Raw genomic sequence first — 23,577 nt, 5'->3', positions numbered from 1 at the left:
CCAATGTGTTGTCCACGAGGGGCTTGGCAGTCATCACGGGTGAGTCGGGAACAGGCCGCGGTGTCTCTGCGATCAGGGCGATTGAGCTGCACTTGCCCAGCGCCCCAAAGCCAGCAGAACTATTTCATGTCGCCCAGGACTGGGACGACGACGAGACCCCGGACCAGGAGATCCTCCCCGACCCGGCAGCCGGGCGCGGTTACCTTCTCGACACTACGCTGCGCTCGCTACCTGCTGACACCGTCCACGCCCTCATCTCCTGGGCTGAAAGGCTCCATGCTCAAGGCAGCTGTGTGGTCATCATCGGCAGGCCTAGCGACTGGTCGGGCGATCCAGGTCTGGCCATCGCGGCAGTGCGCCCGGATGCCGTACAGGTTGCCCGCAATTATCTTCATTTCGAGCTGGGTAGCCCCGACAAGGCCGAGTGGCTTGAAGCTGACCCCAAGCCGGCCCGGAGCGGCCTGTTCGGCGGCACGGCCAACCTGGCTGCCGGAGTCTTTTCCGATCTGATCACCCGGGCGGTCAGGCCAACCGACGCAGTGGCGATGGCGGAACGGCTGCACCGGGTTACCTCTGAACGCCTTGAGCGAGCCCTGCAGCACGCGCGTGACAAGCAGAGCGCTCAAGATACGAGTAATCAACAGCTCCAGGCCATTCAGGACGAAGTCCGGGAATGGTCGGTCTTCCTGGAGCGTGTCCTGACCGAAGCCGGCACTCGTGGCCAGGACCGCGTCATGCTCCTTGCTGGTTCTTATCTGGAGAACGGCCCCGTCGAGTCGTGTATCAAGGCCGCAAACGCCTTCGGAGACCGTGATGAAGGGGCAGCTCGCCGCTTCCGTGAGGGCCGCAGCCCGCGCCGTCGAATGCAGGATGTTGGTGTTGATGTCTCCGATGACGACCGAGCGGTCTTCGATCGGCATCCGGGCTTGGCGATGGCCGCCATCCGTATGGACTGGCACCACTGGGCAGATGAACGGAGCACCACCCGAGAGTGGCTTCTTAAGATCACTGCTCCTGGAGCGGTCGCTGCCAAGTGGGCCCAGCAGATCGGCGACCGGTTGCTGGAACTGTCACGCACGGCTATTGATGGGCCGTTCTTCCCCGTCGTGGAGGCATGGGCGGGCATCGATGACGCCGACCGGATCGCCATCGTCTCGGGCTTGATGGCGAGGGCGGCCAGCACACCCGAACTTGCCCGCAAGGCCCATAAGACTCTGCTGGACTGGGCGAAGGCATCGACGGAGAGTCGGCGGGCCGTAGTAGCGGACGTCTGCAGCGGCAGCTACCGCCAGACCTGGCCGCACAGCGCCTTCACCCGGCTGCGGCATCTCCTGGCCTATGACGATGCGCCCGGCCGTACCGCTGCCCAGGCCGTGATCATGCATGGATCCGCAAGCGGCACAGGCCTCGTTCATGTTGTCAACACTGTCGATACCTGGCTTGATCGCTACGCTCAGAGCCCTACCAGTGCTCGGGCATTCCTGGCCTTGGCCGACCCCGAGCCGCAGCACAGTGTCCTTCCCAACCTGCTTACTCTCGCGCGCTCTGAACCCCAGTACCGCGATTTCCTCATCGAAGGTTGGCGGGTGACGCTCTCCCAGCATGAGGTGCGTGACCAGGCACACGACGTTCTCGTGGCCTGGGCGCGAGCTGCCCATGACGACCGCCTCGACCCACAACTCATCTTTGAGCTGCTCACGGACGTACGTAACGCCCACACGCCTCTTGATGCGATGTCTCGCTTCCTTTACGGACATCCCGATCGTGAGGACCCTGCCCTCATTGGTGCCCGACTCGCATTGGCCAACGTCCGCGCCTGCGATCATGCCGCATGCAGCAGGGCGGACTGTCCTGTCCAGCACTCCTTTGTGAGTCCACCGAAACCAGTCTGACGCCGGCCGACAGAAGAGAAGCCTGAAGAAGCGCACCACGTACCGTCTCTGCGGTGATCAAGACGAAAGTCGGTCCGCAGGCAGTCCGCAGGACGCCCGATCGCGACCGTCGCGGGTTATCGCTGACCAACCAAGAAGTCCCTGGTCAGCGGCGTGATCGGCGTTCCGCCGCAGGTCAGGATCGGCTATCAAGCGTTCCGCTTCAACGTGTAGCCAGGTGCGTGCTGTACGTGACCCGGCCGTTCGGGCGTGCAGGTCGGAAGGGGCCGGTTCCTCCGGGGGCCGGCCCCTTCGTCATGCCCGTGCTGGATGTTCCGGGGCGGCCGGTCCGGTCAGGGGCGGATGCTGATGGTCAGGGTGCCGTCCGGGGTGGTGGTCACGGTGACGTCGTCGAGGGTGGCGGCGTGGGCGTTCGGTCGGTGGGCGGCGGCGCGGGGGCCGATGCCGATGACGCGGATGCCGGCGGCGCGGGCGGCCGTGATGCCGGCGTCGGAGTCCTCGAAGGCGAGGCAGTCGGCGGGGGCGAAGCCGAGGGCGGCGGCGCCCTTGAGGAAGCCCTCCGGGTCTGGCTTGCTGGCGCCGACGGACTCGGCGGTCACCAGGACGGGCGGCATCGGCAGGCCGGCGGCGCCCATCCGGACCCGGGCGAGCGGTTCGTCGGCGGAGGTGACCAGGGCGTGCGGCAGGCCGTCCAGGGCGGCGAGGAAGGCGCCCGCGCCGGGGATCGGGACGACGCCGTCGGTGTCGGCGCGCTCGGCGGCGAGCATCTGCCGGTTGTCGGCGAGGTTGAGTTCCACCGGGCGGTCGGGCAGCAGTTCGGCCATCGTCGCGTGGCCCTGGCGGCCGTGGGCGACGGCCAGCACGGCGACGGGGTCGAGTCCGTGCTGCTCGGCCCAGCGGTGCCAGCAGCGCTCGACCACGGCGTCGGAGTTGACCAGGGTGCCGTCCATGTCCAGGAGGAGGGCGCGAGCGGTCAGCTGGAGGGGTGTGGCGGGCATGGGGCTGCTCCTCGGGCAAGGAAGGACGAGCTCTTTGTTCCCCGATGATACAAAAGATCAGCCGAGTAGGTGGGCGTTGACCGCGCGGGCCGCCTCGGCGAGCTCCGGCAGCTCCACCACCTCGACCCCGGCCGCCGCCAGCAGGGCCGTGCCCTGGCAGTCGGTGACGAACAGGTCCGGCTCGCGCCAGGCCACCACCACCCGCGGCACGCCCGCCGCGATCAGCAGCCGGGCGCACGGCGCCGGCCGCGAGGCGCGCTGTCCGCACGGTTCGAGCGAGCTGTAGACGGTCGCCCCGCGCAGCCGCGGGTCGCCGGCCGGGAGCTTGCCGAGGGCCGCCTCCTCGGCGTGGTCGTGCGCGTCGCCCTCCCGGCTGTAGCCCTCCGCCAGGACCTCGCCGTCGGCGCCGACGATCACCGCGCCGACCGAGAAGGCCGTCGCGGACGGCGGGCAGCGGCGGGAGAGTTCGACGGCCCGGCGCAGGTGGTCGAGGTCGGTGGTCGCGGGACGGGCTCCGGTCACGGGGCGGGCTCCTTCGGGGCGTACCTGAGCAGGACGACGTCGTCCACCGTACGTGCCTCCAGCAGGCGCATCCGCCGGGCCGGGCCGCCCGGGAACGCGGCCGGGCGGACGAACCGCGGCGCCTCGGCCTGGCCGACCAGCAGCGGGGCGACCGCCAGCTGGAGCTCGTCCGCCAGGCCCTGGGCCAGGAACTGGGTGTGCACGCCGCCGCCGCCCTCGACCATCAGCCGGCGCACCCCGCGCGCGCCCAGGTCGTCCAGCACCGCGCCGAGGTCCACCGCGCCGCCGAGCGAGACCACCTCGGCCAGCCCGTCCAGGCGGGGCCGCAGCACGATCGCGCCGGCGTCCGTGGTGTAGGCGAGCCGGGCGCCGCCGGTGTGCCAGAAGCGCAGGTCGGCGTCGAGCGCGCCGCTCGCGCTGAGCGTCACCTTCAGCGGGTGCTCGGCGCGGCCGTCCGCGAGCCGGGCGGCCCGGCGTGCGGGGTCGTTGACCAGCAGGCGCGGATTGTCGGCGCGCAGCGTGTTGCCGCCGACCAGGACGGCGTCGGCGGCCGCGCGTTCGGCGTCGACCCGGTCGAAGTCGGCCCGGTTGGAGAGCAGCAGGCGGTCGGGGGAGGCGTCGTCGAGGTGGCCGTCGAGGGACATCGCGGCGCTCAGCAGGACGAAGGGGCGCTGGCCGGGCATGGGCGGGGGGACCGTTCTCTCGGGTGCGCCCCCACGGTACGGCCGGCGGGGGTGCTGCGGTCGCCGGGTGATCGACAGGTGAGACGAATCTTCTCGGAATGCGGAACGTCCACTAGCGTCGGAGGCATCGCGGAAACCGACCATCCCCAGGGGGACGCCATGACCGGACAGCAGCCCGACACCGTCTACACCCACGGCTACCAGGAGGCCGTGCTGCGCTCGCACCGCTCCCGGACGGCGGCCGACTCGGCCGCCTACCTGCTGCCCGAACTGCGCCCCGGGCAGGCGCTGCTGGACATCGGCTGCGGGCCCGGCACGATCACCGCCGACCTGGCCGAGCTGGTCGGCCCGGGCGGTCGCGTGGTGGCCGTGGACACCTCCGCCGAGGTGCTGGAGCAGGCCGCCGCGTACGTGGCCGGCCGAGGCCTGTCCAACGTCGCGTTCGAGGTCGCCGATGTCCACGAACTGCCCTACCGGGAGGGCGAGTTCGACGTGGTGCACGCTCACCAGGTGTTGCAGCACGTGGCCGACCCGGTGGCCGCGCTGCGCGAGATGCGCCGGGTCGCGGCGCCGGGCGGTGTGGTCGCGGCCCGGGACGTCGACTACGCGTCGATGACCTGGTTCCCCGAGGCGCCCGCGCTGGACCGCTGGCTGGAGCTGTACGAGCGGATCGCCCGCGCCAACGGTGGTGAGCCGGACGCCGGGCGGCGGCTGCTGTCCTGGGCGCGGGCGGCGGGCTTCACCGACATCGCGGCGAGCGCCACCACCTGGACGTACGCGACGCCCGAGCAGCGCGCCTGGTGGGGCGGGATGTGGGCGGACCGGGTGACCGGCTCCGCCATCGGCCGGACGGCGGTGGAGCGGGGCTTCGCGGACCGGGCCGAACTGGCGCGGATCGCGGCCGGCTGGCGGGAGTGGAGCGCCGCCGGGGACGGCTGGTTCTCCATGCTGCACGGCGAGATCCTGGCGCGCGGCTGACCGGGGGTCGGGCCGGCGACGGTCCGGGGGCGGCGCCGGGCGGCGGGTTGGAGAGCGGGACGGGCGGCGGGGTGGGAGAAACGCCCGCGCGGGCGTTCGGAAAGATCGGGTAAAGTCGCGCGTCCGCTCGTACCGGGGCCGTTCGGGCCCGTCCGGCCCGTTGCTGGAGGGGGCGAGCCGACGAGTCGAGCTGCCGAGTCGATGCCCGTACCGGCGGGCCGGGGGAGTCCACGTGTCCAAGCCTGCGTCCGAGCCGCCCGCGCCGGGGCCGGAGTCGCCCGCGGCCGATCCCCGCACACCGGCCCACGAGGCCGCGCCGGCGAAGCAGGCCGAGCGGGCGGGGAAGTCGGAGCAGGCGGACCGGCCGGAGCAGCAGACGCAGCCCGAGCCGGTCGCGGTACCCGGCCGGCCCGGCCCCGCCGCCCCGCCCGCGCCCGCGCCCGCCGCCCCGCCCGTGCCGCCCCTCCCGCCCGAGCCCGCCAACCCGTGGGCCGCGCCCCTGCCGTCGCAGTCCCGGTCGCAGGCCCCGCCGCAGCCACCGCCCCCGCCGCTGCCCGCCGGCGGCTGGGCGTCGGTGCCGCCCGCCGCGCAGTCCGGACTCCAGCCCGGCTTCCCCTACCCCCGGCCCGCCCCCGTCACCAACGGTTTCGCGGTCGCCGCCCTGGTGACCGGCCTGGTCGTGGTGGCGCCGGTGGCCCTGGTGTTCGGCATCATCGCGCTGGTCCAGATCAACCGCCGCAAGGAGCGCGGCTTCGGCATGGCGTTGACCGGCCTGGTGCTCGGCGTGGTCGGCACGGTGCTGCTGTCGCTCGTCGTGGCCGGTTCGGCCTTCGAGTCCCCCGACGGCGGCCGGTTCGGCCAGTCCGTGAAGGCTCCGGCCGGGTCCGTCCCGTGGGCCGCGCTGAAGTCCGGGGACTGCTACAACACCCCCGACAACGGCAGCCGGGCCGACCCCGAGGGCGGGGACGAGACGCTCTACTGGGTCCGCCGGGTGCCGTGCTCGGCCCCGCACCACGGCGAGGTGGCCGGCACCGCCCGGATCCCGGCGAGCGACGGCCCGTCCTACCCGGGCGAGGCGACGGTCCGCCTGCGGGCCGCCGAACTGTGCCGCACGGTGCTCGACGACTACGCCCTCGACCAGTGGGCGATCCCGGACGGCATGGACGACGTCTACCTCTACCCGACCCGGGGCAACTGGAGGTCCGGCGACCGCTACGTCACCTGCGCGTTCGAGGACCGCGACGGCGAGCACCTGGGGACGGTCCGCACCGACCGGGGCAGCCTGAACCCCGCCCAGCTGGCCTACCTGGAGGCCGTCCGGGGCTTCAACGACGCCTACGCGGAGCAGCCGAGCAAGGGCTTCGCGGACGCGTCGTCCGAGTACCGGACCTGGGCCCGGCGGATGTCCACCGCCTCCCACGCGGAGGCCGCGGCGCTGAACAGGGCGTCGGTGGCGTGGCCGGCCGAGGTCAAGCCGGCGGTCCGCAAGCTGGCCGCGGCCCAGGAGGCGGCCGCCACCGCCTGGGACGCGGCGGCCTCCGGCGACGACCTGGAGGGCGACGTCCGGCGGGCCCGGGCGCTGGTGACCAAGTCGGTGCCGCTCAGCATCGAGATCCGGCGCGGGCTCGGCCTGTCCACCGGCGAGCAGGTGCCCGACCTCCAGGTCTGAGCCGCTGACGGGTCCGGGCCGTCGAGGGGGCTGATCCACCGAGGGGTCCGGGCCGCCGGGCGCGGCCGGGTTACCCGCCGTTAACCGCACCCGTACCTGCCGGTAGCGAGCCGCCCGTAGCGTCGTGGGGGCGGATCCCCGGCCCGACCCCCACGCAGGCCGGGGATACGCTCCCCGCCATGAGCGCCTTTCGGGTGATGCGGCAGGACGACAACGGCAACCGCTTCCTGGTCGCGGCCGGGCTCGACCGCGTCGCGGCGGAGCGGCTGGCGGCCGAGTTCGAGGCCCGCGGCCACAAGCAGCTGTACTGGGTCGAGGCCGAGGCCACGACTGCGGCTGCGGACGGCGAGGGGCCGGACAGGACCTAGGGTCGGGCCCATGGACAAGGCGAGCGAGAACACCGTCGAGCCCCGGATCGTCGTCGGCGGCGCCCTCATCCACGGGGGCCGGGTGCTCGCCGCCCGGCGCAGCGCGCCCGCGGCGGTGGCGGGGCGCTGGGAGTTCCCGGGCGGGAAGGCCGAACCCGGTGAGACCGAGGCGCAGGCGCTGGAGCGGGAGCTGCTGGAGGAGCTGGGCGTCCGGGCGCGGGCGCTGGAGCGGCTGCCGGGCGCGTGGAGCGTCCGGCCGGGTCTGGAGCTGCGCTTCTGGGCGGCCGAGCTGCTGGCCGGCGACCCCCGTCCGCTGGAGGACCACGACGAGCTGCGCTGGCTCGGCCCGGCGGAGCTGGACAGCGTCGACTGGATCGAGCACGACCGCGACGTCCTGCCGCACGTCGCTCGGTTGCTCCATGCATAGGGCGGCCTGAGCCGGTGTGCGACGCGCGGGGTACGGGGTAGGTCAATCAGACAAGACGACCCGGCGGCCGGGATAGCCTGGGTTCTGCTGGGTATGTCACTTTTCGGCACTATTCGTCACCATCGGTGAGCCGCCCCAGCCGGCGACGCCGATCCCGACCAGAGCCGGAGGCCCCGTCGGTGTCGAGTACCGGGAACGGCGGCGGAGGAGCACGGCGGACAGGCGCCGCGGGGAGCGCAGCCGCCCGTGCCCGGCTGCGCCGGGGCGCCGGGCCCGCCGCCCCGCAGCCGACGGCCGGCCGCCGTCGGCCGGCCGCCGCCGATGCCCCCGAAGCCCCGCGGCCCGACCAGCCGGCGCCGACCCTGGCCGTCCCCGTCTCCGACCCGGGCCCCCAGCCCGGCCTGCGCAGCCGGCCCGCCCGGCCGTTCCCCGGCGGGCCGTCCGACGCCCCGTACGGCCCCGGCGCGCCGGCCGAGGGCAGTCTGCTCGACATGCTGAAGGTCGCCATCGCGATCCTGGACACCGCGGGCCGGGTGGTGCTCTGGAGCCCGGCCGCCGAGGAACTGCTCGGCTGGCCGAACGAGCTGCTGGTCGGCCGCCGGATCGACGAGCTGATCCCCGACCAGGAGCAGGTCGGCCGGATCCGGGCCGCGATCCAGGACACCCTGCGCCACGGCCGCTGGGCCGGCAACGCCGAACTGCGCGACCGGGACGGCGTGCCGGTCGCGGTGGACGCCCGGATCTCCCTCCTGGTGGACGGCGACGGCACCCCGTTCCTCCAGGTCAACATGGCCGAGGCGGCCGCCGTCCGGGCCGTCGAGCACGACCTCGCCGTCCGTGACGCGCTGTTCGAGCAGTCCCCGCTGGGCATCGCGATCATGGACACCGAGCTGCGCTACACCGCCGTCAACCAGACCCTGGCCGCGATGAACGGCGTCGCCCTGGAGGACCACGTCGGCCGGACCACCGGCGAGACCCTGCCCGAGCGGGCCGCCGACGAGATCACCGCGATCCAGCGCCAGGTGCTGGCCACCGGCGAGCCGGTCATCGACGTCACCCTCGCCTCCCCGGTCACCGCCCGCTCCGGCTACCGCTCGATCTCCTACAGCCGGATGACCGACCGCTCCGGCCGGGTGCTCGGCATCTCCGGCACCGTGATGGACGTGACCGAGCGCTACCGCGCCGTCGCCAAGGTCGAGCACGCCCGGCGCCGGCTCTCGCTGCTCAACGAGTTCGGCTCCCGGGTCGGGGACCTGCTCGACGCCGCCCGGATCGCCCAGGAGCTCGCCAGCTCCGTCGTCCCCCGGCTCACCGACCACTCCGCGGTGATCCTGCTGCAGGCCGTCGCGCACGGTGACGACCTGCCCCGGCACGGCCACGACCGCCGCACCTCGCTGCTCCAGCTCGGCACCGCCTCCGTCCAGGACGGCCCCGAGGTCGAGGTGATGCTCCGCCGCGGCGCCCGGATCACCTTCGCCGAGGACTCCGCCTGCGGCCGGGTGCTGCGCACCGGCGTCCCCGAACTGCTCTCCGGCGCGGACCAGCTCGACGACGTGACGTACCCCGGCGACCCGAAGACGCAGGCCGCCCACGACCTGGGCGTGCACTCCATGCTGGTCGTCCCGCTGCGCGCCCGCGGCATCGTGATCGGTCTGCTGCTGGTCAGCCGGGGCGGCTACCGGGAGGGCTTCGACCGGGACGACCTGGCCTTCACCGTCGAGCTGGCCGACCGGGCCGGCAGCTCGCTGGACAACGCCCGGCTGTACGCCCGCGAGCGCACCGCGGCGCTCACCCTCCAGCGCACCCTGCTCCCGCAGCAGGTCCCGCAGCCCACCGGCGTCGAGGTCGCCTACCGGTACGTGCCCGGCAGCAGCGGCGCCGAGGTCGGCGGCGACTGGTTCGACGTCATCCCGCTGCCCGGCGACCGCACCGCGCTGGTGGTCGGCGACGTGATGGGCCACGGCCTGCGGGCCGCCGCCACCATGGGCCGGCTGCGCACCGCCGTCCGGGTGCTGGCCGCCCTCGACCTGCCGCCGGACGTCCTGCTGCGGCACGTCCACGAGCTGGCCGACGACCTGGCCCAGGGCCCGGACGAGGCGCTGCTCGCCACCTGCATCTACGCGGTGTTCGACCCGGGGACGGCCAGACTGACCGTCGCCAAGGCCGGGCACATCCCGCCCGTCCTGGTGGTGCCGGGCGAGGAGGGCGGGGAGCCGACCCGGACCGGCGGCCCGCTGCGCGGCGGCGCCGGCCGGATCCTCGACCTGCCCTCCGGCGCCCCGCTCGGCGTCGGCGGCGTCCCGTTCGAATCCGTCGAACTGAAGATCCCCGAGGGCAGCCTGCTCGCCCTCTGCACCGACGGCCTGGTCGAGTCCCGGGACAAGGACCTCGACGTCGGCCTCGGCCGGCTGGTCACCGTGCTCCAGGAGCCGCACGCCTCCATCCAGGCCGCCTGCGAGGCCGTGCTCGACACCATGGAACAGGGCCGCGAGCCGGACGACGTCGCGCTGCTGCTGGCCCGGCTCGGCCACGGCCAGGCCGGCACCCCGACGGCCGGCTGGACCCTGCCCGCCGAGCCCACCGCCGTCTCCCGGGCCCGCCGGCTGGTCCGCTCCACGCTCGCCGAGTGGGGCGTCGAGGAGCTCACCGACACCGCGGAGCTGCTGGTCAGCGAGCTGGTCACGAACGCCGTCCGGTACGCCAGCGCCCCCATCGGCGTGCGGCTGACGCTCGGCGAGACGCTGCTGGTCGAGATCTCCGACCCGCTGCCCGAGCCGCCCCGGGAGCGGCACGCGGCCGAGGCCGACGAGGGCGGCCGGGGCCTGGAACTGGTCCGCAGGCTGGCGCTGCACTGGGGTGCCCGGGCCGAGGGCATCGGCAAGGTGGTCTGGTTCGAGCAGGCGCTGCCGGGTAATGAGCCCGACGAGTCATAGGGAGCGCAGCGGGTCGGGGGCGCGAGCCCGAGCGGGGGCGAGGAGGACGGAACCGCATATGCCAGCAGGTGGCCGGGGGGAGCGCGCAGCCCGGAAGGGGGCGCGGACGTGGCATTGTGGTTGCGCGGGCGGTAGGACAAAAACCTTCGCCCGATCTGATGTTGTGATGTTGAGGGCGTGTGAACGTACCCCTCGATGATGAATACTCGGTCTTCTCGACATCCGGACGGTCGCGGGTTGGAGGGGTCGGTCCGTTGAACAGCACCCCGGCGCGGAACGCGCCGAGCAGCAGCGGTCATGCTGTCGTGCCCGGGCAGGCCGGTTCACCGCACCTGCCCACGCCGGCGGACCCGCCCGGCGCGGGCCCCGTGGGCCTCGGTCACCACCCGGGGGCCGCGGACCACCCGTGGGGCGTGGGCGGCCCCGGGTCGATCTACGACTACATCCGGGTCGCCACCTTCACCATCGGCCCCGACGGCCGGATCAGCCAGTGGAGCGAGCGCGCCGCCGAGTTCTTCGGCGTCCCCGCCCCCGACGCCGTCGGCGCCGACCCGATCACCACCTTCGTCCCCCGCGAGCTCTGGCAGCGCGGACGCGCCCGGCTGGAACGCGCCCTGGCCGGCGAGGAGTGGGTCGGCACCACCCCCTACCGGGACGCCGTCGGCGGCGAGGGCCTCGCCGAGCTCTACCTGATGCCCGACAGCGCCCTGCCCACCGCCGGCGCCACCTGCCTGGCCGTCGACCTCGGCCGGCTGCGCCGGGTCGAGACCGACCTCGCCGCCTCCGAGGCCGTCTTCGGGCAGACGCCCACCGGCTTCATCCTGTTCGACGACCGGCTGCGCCTCCAGCGGGTCAACGACGCCTTCGCCTCCGGCATGGGCCTGGCCCCCACCGACCTCGAAGGCCTCACCCCGCACGACCTCTTCCCGCCGTCCGAGGCCGACCGCCTCAGCGCCGCCCTGCGCAAGGTCCTCGCCACCGGCGAGCCCGTCTTCGACCTGCGCTTCCACGGCGCCGTCCCCACCCGCGAGGGCAACCGGCTCTGGGCCGTCTCGCTGTACCGCCTCAACGGCGCGGCCGGACAGCCGATCGGCGTCGCCGGGCAGGTCTCCGACGTCACCAGCCGGCACGTCGCCGAGCGCGAGGCCGACGGCGTCCGCCGCAACCTCGCCCTGCTCAACGAGGCCAGCGCGCACATCGGCTCCACCCTCGACCTGGAGACCACGGCCAAGGAACTGCTCGACGTCGTCGTCCCGCCGTTCTGCGACCTCGCCACCGTCGACCTGTACACCGCGCTGCTCTCCGGCGAGAGCGTGCCCAGCGCCGGCCGGCTCGGCGACACCGTGCTCACCGACGGCAGCGGCGAACTGCGCCGGGTCGCCGTCTCCAGCGTCATCGGCGGCGCCTCCTCGGTGCTCGGCTCGGTCACCGGCCTGCCCATCGCCGAGGCCGGCGGCACCCTCTGTTACCCGCGACGCTCCCCGCACGCCCGGGCGCTGCGCACCGGCCGCAGCGTCGTCCCCGAGCCCGGGCCCGACCCGCTGCTGCGCTCCACCCTGATCGTCCCGCTGGTCGCCCGCGACCAGGTTCTCGGCCTCGTCCAGCTCTCCCGCGCGATCGGCAGCGAGCCCTTCGACGCCCGCGACGTGGCCATCGCCGAGGAGCTCGTCGCCCGCGCCGCCGTCTGCATCGACAACGCCCGGCTCTACCGCCGCGAGCACGAGCGCGCCCTGATCCTCCAGCGCAGCCTGCTGCCCCCGGGCAACCCGGCCGCCAGCGGCCTGGAGATCGCCTGCCGCTACCTGCCCAGCAACAACAACACCGAGGTCGGCGGCGACTGGTTCGACGTCATCCCGCTGCCCGGCAACCGCACCGCCCTGGTCATCGGCGACGTGATGGGGCGCGGCCTGCGCGCCGCCGTCGCCATGGGCCAGCTGCGCACCGCCGTCCGCACCCTCGCCATGCTCGACCTGGAGCCCGGCGAGGTGCTCACCGCCCTCGACGAGATCGCCCGCGGCCTCGGCGGCGACACCGTGCCGGCCGGCCCGCCCACCCCGTACGGCCGGCTCACCTCCGCCGCCGACGAGGAGGCCCGCGAGGTCTACCTGGCCACCTGCGTCTACGCGGTCTACGACGCCGTCACCCGGCGCTGCTGGATCGCCAACGCCGGCCACCTGCCGCCCGTCCTGCTCAGCCCCGGCGAGCCCGCCCGGATGCTCGACGTCCCGCCCGGCCTGCCGCTCGGCGTCGGCGGCGAGCCCTTCGAGGAGGTCGAGCTGACCCTCCCGGACGGCGCCATCCTCGGCCTCTACACCGACGGCCTGGTGGAGAGCCGCAAGCACCAGCTGGACGAGGGCCTGCGCGGCTTCCGCACCGCGCTGTCGGCCAAGGGCAAGGGCCTCGAAGAACTCTGCGAGCACGTCCTCGGCGAGCTCAACCCGCACCACGGCGAGGACGACATCGCCCTGCTGATGGCCAAGGTGCACGCCTTCCCCGAGGACGCCGTCGGCAACTGGTTCCTGCCGCCCGAGCCCACCTCCGTCGCCAAGGCCCGCGAGCTGGCCTGCAGCTGGCTGCTGACCCGCGGCCTGGAGGAGCTCGTGGACACCACCGAGCTGCTGGTCAGCGAACTGGTCACCAACGCGCTCAAGCACGGCCGGGGCGAGATCCGGCTGCGGCTGCTGCGCGATCGCGGCCTGGTCTGCGAGGTCTGGGACGACGGCTACGCCCAGCCCCGGCAGCGGCGCGCCCAGGAGACCGACGAGGGCGGGCGCGGCCTGCAACTGGTCAGCCTGCTGGCCGAGCGCTGGGGCAGCCGGCGGACGCCCAAGGGCAAGATCGTCTGGTTCGAGCTGGGCCTCTAGGGCGGCTGGAGGCCCTCGGCGGTTCGGCCGTCCGGGTGCAGTCGGCGGGCGGTCCGCCGTGTCGGCCCGCGTCCGGGCGCCCGGACGGCGTTCCATGGCCGCCATGCGCGTCCGCCAGCTCACCTCCGCAGCCGTCGCGCTGCTGCTCGCCGCCGGCCTCGGCGGCTGCTCCGACGGCCGGGATCCGGCCCGTACCCCCGGCCTCGCGCCGGCCTCGGCCGACCCCACCTCCGGCACCGGGGACGTCCGGACCGCCGACCGCAACGCCGTCCGGGTCGGCGGCAGGCTGCGCTGGGCCGTGGACGGCGTCCCGGCCACGCTCAACGTCTACCAGGGCGCCGCGACCGCCGACTCGGCACTGCTCGCACACGCCCTCTACCCCTCGCTGTTCCGGCCCGACGGGCACGGCCGGCTCGTCCCCGACCCGGACTACCTGGCCGGCGCCGAGTCCACCCCGCCCGGGCAGCAGCCGCAGGTCGTCACCTACCGGCTCAACCCGCGCGCGGTCTGGAGCGACGGCACCCCGCTCACGGCCGCCGACCTGACCGCCCAGCGGACCGCCCTCTCCGGCCTCGACCCGGCCTACCAGGGCGGCCGCCCGGCCGGGTACGACGCCATCGACGCGATCGCCCAGGGCGCCGACCCGCACGAAGTCCGGGTGACCTTCCGGCGCCCGTACGCCGAATGGCGCTCGCTGTTCGGCCCGCTCTACCCGGCGGCCGAGACGGCCACCCCGGCCGCGTTCAACCGGGCGCTGACCGGCGGAGAGCACCTGAGCGCCGGGCCGTACACCGTCTCCGGCTACGACGCCGCGGCCGGGCAGGTCGTCCTCACCCGCAACCCGCGGTGGTGGGGGGACCAGCCGAAGACCGACCGGATCGAGTTCACCGCCGCGCCGCCGGAGGGCCGGCTGGACGCGCTCGACCAGAACCGGCTGGACATCGCCCCGCTCACCGCGGCGGTGGACCAGGCGGTGCCCGGGTCCGCCCCGGCCGCCTCCGCCACGCCCACCGCCTCCGCCACACCGACCGCCACGCCGACCGCCACGCCGACCGCCACCCCGGACGCCGCCGGTACGCCGACCGCCGAGGCGGCGCCCCCGCCCGCCGCGCCCGAGGCCGCGGCGCTGGCCCTGCGGCGGGCCGAGGGGCTGCACGGCGTCATCGTGCACCGGGCCGTCGGCGCCTCGCTCACCCAGCTCACCCTCAACTCCGCCCACGGCCCGCTCGCCGACCCGGCCCTGCGGCTCGCCCTGACCCGCGCCGTCGACCGGCGGCGGATCGCCGACGCCGCGCTCACCCCGCTCGGCCTGCCCGGCGCCCCGCTGGGCAGCCACCTGCTCGCCGGCGACCAGGACGGCTACCGCGACAACAGCGCGGCCGCCGGCCCGGCCGACGCCGCCCGGCTGTTCGACGAGGCGGGCTGGAAGCGGCCCGACACCGGCGGCACCCGCACCAAGGACGACAAGGAGCTCACCCTCACCCTGCTCGTCCCGGCCGGCTCCGCGACCGCCCAGCGCACCGCCGACGCGCTCACCGCCGACCTCGGCGAGTCCGGAGTCGAGGTGAAGGCCGTGACCGCGTCCGCCGGCACCTTCGTCCAGGAGCAGCTGGCCGCCGGGGAGTACGACCTCGCCCTGTTCTCCTGGCCCGCCGGCACCAGCCCGGCGAGCGAGCAGCGGCCCGTCTACGCCAAGCCCCGGCCCGACGCCGACGGCACCCTCGACGTCGGCAGCAACTACGCCCGCAGCGGAACCGAGGAGATCGACCGGCTCTTCGACCGTGCCACCGCCGAGCTCGACCCGGCCGCCCGGCTCGGCCTGCTCCAGGAGGCGGACGTGCGGATCTGGCAGCTCGGCCACTCGGTGCCGCTCTACCAGCGGCCGGAGCTGGTCGGCGTCCGGGCGGGCGTCGCCGGCGCCGGGGTCTGGGGGTACGGCTGGCCGCGCTTCCAGGACGTGGGGTGGAGCGCTTGAGCCCGCTCCCCGGGCCCGTCGGAGCCGGTCGGGGAGCGAACACCGGGTGACGAACGGGTGGCCTGCCTGTGATCTTGATCCCGCCCGACCTGCTCGTTTCTGCTCACCTGGGCGCTTCCCCGTACGATAGGAGGAAGCCGAGGCATGTCCGTTGCCACGGCGGGTGGACCGGTAGTAGCAGGCGGAACGGGCGGCGGCGATCCAGAGGGATCGCTGGTCGGCGTCTCGCGGCCGGGCGCCGTAACCCACGATTCCAGGAGAATCCGCTAGGCATGCCCACGCGCAACGACATCCGCAACGTCGCTATCGTCGCCCACGTCGACCACGGCAAGACCACTCTGGTCGACGCCATGCTGAAGCAGGCCGGCGCCTTCGCCGCCCACCAGCACCTGGACGACCGGATGATGGACTCCAACGACCTGGAGCGCGAGAAGGGCATCACCATTCTCGCGAAGAACACCGCCGTCAAGTACCACCCGAAGGATGGTGGCGCGCCCATCACCATCAACATCATCGACACCCCGGGCCACGCCGACTTCGGTGGCGAGGTCGAGCGCGGTCTGTCGATGGTGGACGCGGTCGTCCTGCTGGTCGACGCCTCCGAGGGCCCGCTGCCGCAGACGCGCTTCGTGCTCCGCAAGGCGCTCACCGCCAGGCTTCCCGTCATCCTCTGCATCAACAAGACGGACCGCCCGGACTCCCGGATCGACGAGGTCATCAACGAGACCTACGACCTGTTCCTGGACCTGGACGCGGACGAGGACCAGATCGAGTTCCCGATCGTCTACGCCTGCGCCCGTGACGGCGTCGCCTCGCTGACCAAGCCGGAGAACGGCACCGTCCCGGCCGACAGCACCAGCCTGGAGCCGTTCTTCTCCACCCTGCTGGAGCACGTCCCGGCCCCGACGTACGAGGCCGACGCGCCGCTCCAGGCCCACGTCACCAACCTCGACGCCGACAACTTCCTCGGCCGCATCGCGCTGCTGCGCGTCGAGCAGGGCGAGCTGCGCAAGGGCCAGACCGTGGCCTGGATCAAGCGCGACGGCACCATCTCCAGCGTCCGCATCTCGGAGCTGCTGATGACCGAGGCGCTCACCCGCAAGCCGGCCGAGGTGGCGGGCCCGGGTGACATCTGCGCCGTCGCCGGCATCTCCGAGATCATGATCGGCGAGACCCTCGCCGACCCGGAGAACCCGATCGCGCTGCCGCTGATCACGGTGGACGAGCCGGCCATCTCGATGACCATCGGCACCAACACCTCGCCGCTGGTCGGCCGTGGCGGCAGCGGCAAGGGCGCGGACGCCAAGTCCAGCGGCAAGGTCGACCGCAAGGTCACCGCCCGCCAGGTGAAGGACCGCCTGGACCGCGAGCTGATCGGTAACGTCTCGCTGCGCGTCCTGGAGACCGAGCGCCCGGACGCCTGGGAGGTGCAGGGCCGTGGTGAGCTGGCGCTGGCCATCCTGATCGAGACCATGCGTCGCGAGGGCTTCGAGCTGACCGTCGGCAAGCCGCAGGTCGTCACCAAGGAGGTCAACGGCAAGACCCACGAGCCGGTCGAGCGCCTCACGGTGGACGTGCCGGAGGAGCACATGGGCGCGGTCACGCAGCTCATGGGCGTCCGCAAGGGCCGGATGGACAACATGTCCAACCACGGCTCGGGCTGGGTCCGGATGGAGTTCGTCGTCCCGTCCCGCGGTCTGATCGGTTTCCGGACCGAGTTCCTCACCAGCACCCGCGGCACCGGCATCGCGCACTCGATCCACGAGGGCCACGAGCCGTGGTTCGGCACCCTGACCACCCGCAACAACGGTTCGCTGGTCGCCGACCGGTCCGGCGTGGTCACCGCCTTCGCGATGACCAACCTCCAGGAGCGCGGCGTGCTCTTCTGCGAGCCGGGCACCGAGGTGTACGAGGGCATGATCGTCGGCGAGAACTCGCGCGCCGACGACATGGACGTCAACATCACCAAGGAGAAGAAGCTCACCAACATGCGTTCCTCGAACGCAGACGTGGCCGAGTCGATCGTCCCGCCGCGCAAGCTCTCGCTGGAGCAGTCGCTGGAGTTCTGCCGCGAGGACGAGTGCATCGAGGTGACCCCGGAGACGGTTCGCATCCGTAAGGTCGTCCTCGACGCGAAGGACCGCGGCCGCACCGCCTCGCGCGCCAAGAAGGCGTGATCCGGACGGCTTGACCGGCCTTTGGCCGGAATGCTTCGCCCCCCTTTCCCATGGAGAGGGGGGCGAACTTTTTCAACTACTCCAAGTTGTCGACGGGCGTATTAACGGAATAGCGCTCATCACTCCCAGGTGTCCGCTGAGCGAACGTGACAGTTCGTCATTCATGACGACTGTCCGTTTGGTGCCTGTCTGGCTATGTCTCTTATGTCCGGTTTTCGAAACTTACCGACTGTTCATGTGACCTAATTGAGATCGTCACTGGTCACTTTCGTGTCCGTGCGTGACGGATAGTGGGTGCAGTCAGGCTCGGGTCAAGGGTGACGCGCAGGGGTGCGCGCCGAAACCACGAGCGCGGACGGCACAGCGGGCCAGGTAACACCCGTCCGCAGTGCCCTCCTCGTTGCAACGTCGAATTCAGGAGGCACACCGATGCGTGGTGGGAGCCAGGCCAAGTGGGTTGTCGCAGCTGTTGCGGTCGCCCTCGCCGCGACTGCTTGTAGCAGTGGCGGTTCCACCGGTGGGAGCAGCTCCGATGGCGCTGCGGTCAACGCCCAGGGCGTGTTCAGCTACCAGAGCGGCGAGCCGCAGCGTCCGCTGCAGCCGGCCAACGCCATGGAGAACCAGGGCGGCCGCATCGTCAAGCAGCTCTTCCAGGGCCTTGTCGACTACGACCCCGCCACCGGCGCCCTGCGTAACCAGGTGGCCGACAAGATCGAGACCACTGACTCCAAGAGCTACACCGTCACGCTGAAGTCCGGTTGGACCTTCCACGACGGCACCCCGGTGACGGCCAAGTCCTTCGTGGACTCCTGGAACTGGTCGGCGAACACCAAGAACAACCAGATCAACTCGGACTGGTTCTCCGACATCGTCGGCTACGACGCCGTTCACCCCGAGAAGGGTGACCCGACCGCCGACACCATGTCCGGTCTGAAGGTCGTCGACGACACGCACTTCACCATCGAGCTGACCAGCCCGGTCTCGTACTTCACGTACAAGCTCGGCTACTCGGCCTTCTACCCGCTGCCGACCGGGTTCTTCTCCGACCCGGCGGGCTACGGCCAGAAGCCGGTCGGCAACGGCCCGTACAAGTTCGTCTCGTGGGAGCACAACAAGGCCATCACCCTGGCCGCCTACGACAAGTACGCGGGCGTCAACAAGGCCAAGAACGGCGGCATCGTCTTCCGGAACTACACCTCCGGTGAGGCCGCGTACAAGGACCTGATGTCGGACACCCTCGACGTCCTGGACCAGGTCGACTCGACCGACCTGCCCAAGTACAAGGACGACCTGGGCAAGCGCGCGGTCGACCAGCCGCAGGGCGCCATCCAGAACATCTCCTTCGCGCTGTACAACGCCGAGTGGAACGCTCCGGAGAAGGCCAAGGTCCGCCAGGGCCTGTCGATGGCCATCGACCGTGACACCATCACCAAGACCGTGCTGAACGGCACGCGTCAGCCCGCCGACGCGTTCGTGGCGCCCGGCGTCATGGGCTTCAAGGCCGGCAGCTGCGGCGACGCCTGCAAGTACGACCCGGCGAAGGCCAAGCAGCTCATCGCCGAGGGCAACGGTGTCCCCGGTAACAAGATCACCATCCTGTACAACTCCGATGGCGGTCACAAGGAGTGGGTCGACGCGGTCTGCAACTCGATCCGCCAGGCCACCGGCGTCGAGTGCCTCGGTGACCCGAAGCCCGACTTCAAGACCTCGCGCGACCTGGTGACCAAGCGTCAGGTGGCGAGCATGATGCGTACCGGCTGGGTGCAGGACTACCCGCTGAACGCCAACTTCCTGCGCGACGTCTACGGCACCGGTGCCGCCGCGAACGACGCCGGCTACTCCAGCCCGGAGTTCGACAAGCTCTCCAAGGAGGCCGACGCGGCCACCTCGGTCGAGAAGACCGCGGAGCTCTACCAGCAGGCCGAGGCCGTCCTGGCCAAGGACATGCCGGCCATCCCGCTCTGGTACTACAAGACCAGCTCCGGCTGGTCCAACAACGTCCAGAACGTGAAGTTCGACTCCTTCGGCAACCCGGTCTACACCGACGTCGAGGTCAAGAAGAAGTAATCGGTCGGCACCGCCTGACCCGGTGACAACGGCCGGTGCCCGTCCATCCCCACAAGGGCGAGGACTGGCACCGGCCGTTGGCACGCCGACTTATCTCTGGCCGGGATGACGGGCCCGGCAGAGTCATACATGGAGGCACGATGGGGCGCTTTGTCGCGAGGCGACTGCTCCAGATGATCCCGGTCTTCTTCGGAACGACCTTGCTCATCTTTGTCATGGTGCACTTGCTGCCGGGTGACCCGGTGGCAGCGATGTGGGGCGACAAGGCGCCGGACCCGGCCCAGCTCGCCGCGCTGACCCACCAGATGGGCTTCGACAAGCCGTGGTACGGGCAGTACTTCGATTACATGGGGAAACTGCTCACCGGTGACTTCGGAACCACCCTGGCCGGACGGCCGGTGCTCGACGTGATCACCGAGGCGCTGCCGGTCACGGTCCGGCTGGCGCTGCTGGCCTTCGCCATCGAGATCGTGCTGGGCGTCTCTGTCGGCCTGTTCGCCGGTCTGCGCCGCGGCAAGGCGTTCGACAAGGGCACCCTGGTCATGACCCTGCTGCTGATCTCGATCCCGGTTCCGGTGCTCGGCTTCATCTTCCAGACGATCTTCGCGGACGACCTGAAGTGGGTCACGCCGACCGTCCAGGACTCGAACGACATCACCCAGCTGATGCTGCCGGCCATCGTGCTCGGCTCGCTGTCGCTGGCGTACGTGGCGCGCCTCACCCGTACTTCCATAGCCGAGAACATCAAGGCCGACTACGTCCGCACCGCGGTGGCCAAGGGCCTGCCGCGGCGCAAGGTGATCGGCACCCACCTGCTCCGCAACTCGATGATCCCGGTGGTCACCTTCCTCGGCACCGACCTCGGCGCCCTGATGGGCGGCGCGATCGTCACCGAGGGCATCTTCAACGTCAAGGGTGTCGGCAACGCGCTCTTCCACGCGATCAACCTGAAGGAAGGCACGACGGTCTCCGGCTTCGTGGCCTTCCTGGTGCTCGTGTACCTGGCCGCCGGCCTGATCGTCGACCTGCTTTACGCGGTCCTGGACCCGAGGATCCGTTATGCCTGACCTGACCGAGAAGAAGACGGCCGAGGAGATCCCGGCCCAGCGCGCCGCGGACACCGCGGCGGCCAAGCCCGAGAAGGCCCGCAGCCTCGGCTCCGACGCCTGGCACGACCTGCGCCGCAAGCCGATCTTCGTGATCTCCGCGCTGCTGATCCTGCTGCTGATCATCATCGCGATCGCCCCCGGGCTGTTCACTTCGGCGGACCCGCGCGCCGGCGACCTGCGCGCGCACTACCTGACGAAGCCGAACTACAGCCACTTCTTCCAGGCCGACTGGTTCGGCTACGACCTCCAGGGCCGCAGCATCTACGCCCGGGTGATCTACGGGGCCCGCGCCTCGGTCGTCGTCGGCATCTGCGTCACCGCGGGTGTGACCATCCTCGGCAGCATCACCGGCATGCTGGCCGGCTACTTCGGTGGCTGGGTCGACACGCTCATCTCCCGGGTCACCGACATCTTCTTCGGCATCCCGCTGCTGCTCGGCGCCCTGGTGATCCTCAACGCCTTCACCTCGCGCACCATCTGGAGCGTGGTGTTCGCACTGGTCGCCCTGGGCTGGACCCAGATGACCCGTGTCATGCGCGGTTCGGTCATCACCATCAAGCAGTCCGACTTCGTGACGGCGGCCAAGGCGCTCGGCGCCGGCACCAGCCGGATCCTGTGGAAGCACATCCTGCCGAACGCGGTCGCCCCGGTGATCGTCGTCGCCACCATCGCGCTCGGCGGCTACATCGCCACCGAGGCGACGCTGAGCTTCCTCGGCATCGGTCTGCAGGACCCGACCATCTCCTGGGGCATCGACATCAACACCGCCCAGAAGGTGATCCGGACCGCCCCGTTCGCCCTGTTCTTCCCCGCCGGAATGCTGAGCCTCACGGTTCTGGCCTTCATCATGCTCGGCGACGCGGTGCGCGACGCCCTCGACCCGAAGCTCCGCTGAGAGAAGAGGTGACGACCCGATGACCACCGTGATCGAGAACAACCAGAAGAGCGGCCGACTCGAAGTTGGCACCCCGCTGCTGGAGGTCAAGAACCTCCACGTGGAGTTCCACACCCGGGACGGCATCGCGAAGGCCGTGAACGGCGTCAACTACTCCGTCGCGGCCGGCGAGACGCTCGCCGTGCTCGGCGAGTCCGGCTCCGGCAAGTCCGTGACCGCCCAGACCATCATGGGCATCCTGGACATGCCGCCCGGCAAGGTGACGCAGGGCGAGATCCTGTACCGCGGCCAGGACATGCTCAAGATGGGCAACGAGGAGCGGCGCAGGATCCGCGGCCAGAAGATCGCGATGATCTTCCAGGACGCGCTGTCCTCGCTCAACCCCGTGCTCAGCGTGGGCTACCAGCTCGGCGAGATGTTCCGGGTGCACCAGGGCGCTTCCAAGAAGGACGCCAAGGAGAAGGCCATCGAGCTGATGGACCGGGTGCGCATCCCGGCCGCCAGGCAGCGCGTCGGCGACTACCCGCACCAGTTCTCCGGCGGCATGCGCCAGCGCATCATGATCGCCATGGCGCTCTCGATGCAGCCCGACCTGATCATCGCGGACGAGCCCACCACCGCCCTGGACGTCACCGTCCAGGCCCAGGTGATGGACCTGCTCGCGGAGCTCCAGGCCGAGTACAACATGGGCCTGATCCTGATCACCCACGACCTCGGCGTGGTCGCCGACGTCGCGGACAAGATCGCCGTGATGTACGCCGGCCGGATCGTCGAGACCGCCCCGGTGCACGACCTGTACGCCAACCCGGCGCACCCGTACACCAAGGGCCTGCTCCGCTCCATCCCGCGCCTGGACCAGAAGGGCCAGGAGCTGTACGCGATCAAGGGCCTGCCCCCGAACCTGCTGAAGGTCCCGACCGGCTGCGCGTTCAACCCCCGCTGTGACGTCGCCACCGACCTGTGCCGCACGGAGATCCCGGCGCTGCACCAGGTGACCGACAAGGACGGCAAGGAGCTCACCGGCCGCCGCAGCGCGTGCCACCTCTGGAAGGAGACCCTCCATGGCTGAGCCCATCCTGGAGGTCAAGGACCTGGTCAAGCACTACCCGCTGAGCCAGGGCATCCTCTTCAAGAAGCAGGTCGGCGCGGTCAAGGCGGTCGACGGCATCTCCTTCGAGCTGGCGAAGGGCGAGACGCTCGGCATCGTCGGCGAGTCCGGCTGTGGCAAGTCCACGCTGGCCAAGGTGCTGATGAACCTGGAGCGGGCCACCTCCGGCCAGGTGCTGTTCAAGGGCGAGGACATCTCCAAGCTGTCCGGCCAGGCCCTCAAGGCCGTCCGCCGCAACATCCAGATGGTGTTCCAGGACCCGTACACCTCGCTGAACCCGCGCATGACGGTCGGCGACATCATCGGGGAGCCCTACGAGATCCACCCCGAGGTGGCGCCCAAGGGCGACCGCCGCAAGGCCGTCCAGGACCTCCTGGACGTCGTGGGTCTGAACCCGGAGTACATCAACCGGTACCCGCACCAGTTCTCCGGCGGCCAGCGCCAGCGCATCGGCATCGCCCGCGGCCTCGCGCTCAAGCCCGAGATCATCATCTGCGACGAGCCGGTCTCCGCCCTGGACGTGTCCGTCCAGGCGCAGGTGATCAACCTGCTGGAGAAGCTGCAGGGCGACTTCGGCCTGTCGTACATGTTCATCGCGCACGACCTCTCCATCGTCCGGCACATCTCCGACCGCGTCGGCGTGATGTACCTCGGCAAGATGGTCGAGATCGGCACCGACGAGCAGATCTACGACAACGCCACCCACCCGTACACCCAGGCGCTGCTCTCTGCGGTGCCGGTGCCGGACCCGACGGCGCGCGAGAACCGTGACCGGATCATCCTGACCGGTGACATCCCCTCGCCGGCCAACCCGCCGTCCGGCTGCCGCTTCCGCACCCGCTGCTGGAAGGCGGAGGACCGCTGCGCCGAGGAGATCCCGCTGCTCGCGGTGCCCTCGGTGCTGAAGGGCCC

15 protein-coding genes and 1 pseudogene are annotated in these 23,577 nt (G+C 71.7%); 14 read left to right on the top strand and 2 right to left on the bottom strand.

Annotated features, from left to right (window positions below):
- Nucleotides 1–23: 23 nt before the first annotated feature.
- Nucleotides 24–1,892, top strand: coding sequence for a hypothetical protein (locus ACFVTF_RS26285; protein ID WP_387816924.1), 1,869 nt, complete (start codon nt 24–26; stop codon nt 1,890–1,892).
- 332 nt (nt 1,893–2,224) lie between these two features.
- Here the strand turns inward: ACFVTF_RS26285 and ACFVTF_RS26280 are convergent, their stop codons facing one another.
- Together ACFVTF_RS26280 and ACFVTF_RS26275 are read right to left on the bottom strand one after the other, a co-directional pair.
- A complete protein-coding gene (locus ACFVTF_RS26280; protein WP_387816923.1) occupies nt 2,225–2,890 on the bottom strand; it encodes an HAD-IA family hydrolase in 666 nt (221 codons plus the stop codon).
- 57 nt (nt 2,891–2,947) lie between these two features.
- A pseudogene (locus ACFVTF_RS26275) lies at nt 2,948–4,095 on the bottom strand (dihydrofolate reductase family protein).
- 159 nt (nt 4,096–4,254) lie between these two features.
- Between ACFVTF_RS26275 and ACFVTF_RS26270 the strand changes: the two are divergent.
- From ACFVTF_RS26270 to ACFVTF_RS26210, 13 genes are all read left to right on the top strand, one after another.
- Nucleotides 4,255–5,073: a methyltransferase domain-containing protein gene (locus tag ACFVTF_RS26270; RefSeq protein WP_387816922.1), complete on the top strand. Its 819-nt coding sequence runs from the start codon at nt 4,255–4,257 to the stop codon at nt 5,071–5,073.
- A gap of 232 nt (nt 5,074–5,305) precedes the next feature.
- A complete protein-coding gene (locus ACFVTF_RS26265; protein WP_387816921.1) occupies nt 5,306–6,742 on the top strand; it encodes a DUF4190 domain-containing protein in 1,437 nt (478 codons plus the stop codon).
- Between the two features lie 179 nt (nt 6,743–6,921).
- Nucleotides 6,922–7,110 (top strand): SPOR domain-containing protein, encoded by a 189-nt coding sequence (locus ACFVTF_RS26260; RefSeq protein ID WP_387816920.1) that lies wholly within the window; start codon nt 6,922–6,924, stop codon nt 7,108–7,110.
- A 10-nt stretch (nt 7,111–7,120) separates the two neighbouring features.
- Complete coding sequence (locus ACFVTF_RS26255; RefSeq protein ID WP_387816919.1) at nt 7,121–7,537, top strand: NUDIX domain-containing protein; 417 nt, start codon at nt 7,121–7,123, stop codon at nt 7,535–7,537.
- A gap of 179 nt (nt 7,538–7,716) precedes the next feature.
- Entirely contained in the window at nt 7,717–10,470 is a 2,754-nt protein-coding gene (locus ACFVTF_RS26250) for a SpoIIE family protein phosphatase (protein ID WP_387816918.1), read from the top strand.
- 254 nt (nt 10,471–10,724) lie between these two features.
- Nucleotides 10,725–13,334, top strand: coding sequence for a SpoIIE family protein phosphatase (locus ACFVTF_RS26245; RefSeq protein ID WP_387816917.1), 2,610 nt, complete (start codon nt 10,725–10,727; stop codon nt 13,332–13,334).
- Nucleotides 13,335–13,437: 103 nt separating this feature from the next.
- Nucleotides 13,438–15,309 carry an ABC transporter family substrate-binding protein gene (locus tag ACFVTF_RS26240; RefSeq protein ID WP_387816916.1) on the top strand — a complete coding sequence of 624 codons (1,872 nt, stop codon included), beginning with the start codon at nt 13,438–13,440 and terminating at the stop codon, nt 15,307–15,309.
- 272 nt (nt 15,310–15,581) lie between these two features.
- Nucleotides 15,582–17,486 (top strand): translational GTPase TypA, encoded by a 1,905-nt coding sequence (gene typA, locus ACFVTF_RS26235; RefSeq protein ID WP_350879930.1) that lies wholly within the window; start codon nt 15,582–15,584, stop codon nt 17,484–17,486.
- A 429-nt stretch (nt 17,487–17,915) separates the two neighbouring features.
- A complete protein-coding gene (locus ACFVTF_RS26230) occupies nt 17,916–19,553 on the top strand; it encodes an ABC transporter substrate-binding protein (protein ID WP_387816915.1) in 1,638 nt (545 codons plus the stop codon).
- Between the two features lie 140 nt (nt 19,554–19,693).
- Nucleotides 19,694–20,620, top strand: a complete 927-nt coding sequence (locus ACFVTF_RS26225) for an ABC transporter permease (RefSeq protein WP_350879928.1) — start codon at nt 19,694–19,696, stop codon at nt 20,618–20,620.
- Nucleotides 20,613–21,557: an ABC transporter permease gene (locus ACFVTF_RS26220; protein WP_387816913.1), complete on the top strand. Its 945-nt coding sequence runs from the start codon at nt 20,613–20,615 to the stop codon at nt 21,555–21,557. The genes ACFVTF_RS26225 and ACFVTF_RS26220 overlap by 8 nt, the downstream gene beginning before the upstream one ends.
- Before the next feature lie 19 nt (nt 21,558–21,576).
- Entirely contained in the window at nt 21,577–22,626 is a 1,050-nt protein-coding gene (locus ACFVTF_RS26215; RefSeq protein WP_387816912.1) for an ABC transporter ATP-binding protein, read from the top strand.
- A partial coding sequence (locus ACFVTF_RS26210; protein WP_387816911.1) for an ABC transporter ATP-binding protein occupies nt 22,619–23,577 on the top strand: 959 nt, incomplete at its 3' end. The genes ACFVTF_RS26215 and ACFVTF_RS26210, both read left to right, overlap by 8 nt.

This window comes from Kitasatospora sp. NPDC057940 (assembly GCF_042887425.1).
Classification (GTDB): domain Bacteria; phylum Actinomycetota; class Actinomycetes; order Streptomycetales; family Streptomycetaceae; genus Kitasatospora.
Note: the sequence above shows the minus strand (reverse complement) of the source record. Positions and strands in the feature narration are given on the sequence as shown.